At 60.4% G+C, this 1,067-nt stretch carries 1 pseudogene; it reads left to right on the forward strand.

The window, feature by feature from the left end:
* Nucleotides 1-832 (forward strand): annotated as a pseudogene (locus tag FTT73_RS16160) (IS91-like element ISVsa3 family transposase); the annotation flags it as partial.
* Nucleotides 833-1,067: the final 235 nt, after the last annotated feature.

The following is a 1,067-nucleotide window of genomic DNA, read 5'->3' on the forward strand; positions in this document are numbered from 1 at the left end:
GCTGACGCACACCATCGCCCACCGGGTGGGTCGCTATCTGGAACGGCAAGGCCTGCTGGAACGGGATGTCGAAAACAGCTATCTGGCCTCGGATGCGGTGGATGACGACCCGATGACACCCCTGCTGGGGCACTCGATCACTTACCGTATCGCTGTCGGTTCACAGGCGGGGCGAAAGGTGTTCACTTTGCAAACTCTGCCGACCAGTGGTGATCCGTTCGGTGACGGGATTGGCAAGGTAGCCGGGTCCAGCCTGCACGCCGGCGTGGCGGCCAGGGCCGATGAACGCAAGAAGCTCGAACGGCTGTGCCGGTACATCAGCCGCCCGGCGGTATCCGAGAAGCGGCTGTCGTTAACACGAGGCGGCAACGTGCGCTACCAGCTCAAGACGCCGTACCGGGACGGCACCACGCACGTCATTTTCGAACCATTGGATTTCATTGCAAGGCTGGCCGCCCTGGTACCGAAGCCCAGAGTCAACCTAACCCGCTTCCACGGGGTGTTCGCACCCAACAGTCGGCACCGGGCGTTGGTCACGCCGGCAAAACGGGGCAGGGGCAACAAGGTCAGGGTGGCTGATGAACCGGCAACACCAGCACAACGGCGAGCGTCGATGACATGGGCGCAACGGCTCAAGCGTGTTTTCAATATCGACATCGAGACCTGCAGCGGCTGCGGCGGCGCCATGAAAGTCATCGCCTGCATTGAAGACCCTATAGTGATCAAGCAGATCCTTGATCACCTGAAGCACAAAGCCGAAACCAGCGGGACCAGGGCGTTACCCGAAAGCCGGGCGCCACCGGCTGAGCTGCTCCTGGGTCTGTTTGACTGACGAGCCTGAAGGCCAACGATACCAATCAAAATGCTGCGTTCACAGCGCCGCGGCAGGGATCCGCCGTGCTGGTTGTCGGAAAAGGAGCCGCTAGTGGGAAAGAGGAGGGTAAATTTTCAGCGTTGCTGGCTCCCCGTCAGCCGGATTGGGTTGCATCGCAGGGGTGTCGAAAGAGTCAACTGCGGTCCAAAGCTGTTGGACTTGGGTGAAAAGGGCGTTTATTCTTCCTATACGT

Source organism: Acinetobacter sp. YH01006, assembly GCF_013420445.1.
Taxonomy (GTDB): Bacteria; Pseudomonadota; Gammaproteobacteria; order Pseudomonadales; family Moraxellaceae; genus Acinetobacter; species Acinetobacter pseudolwoffii.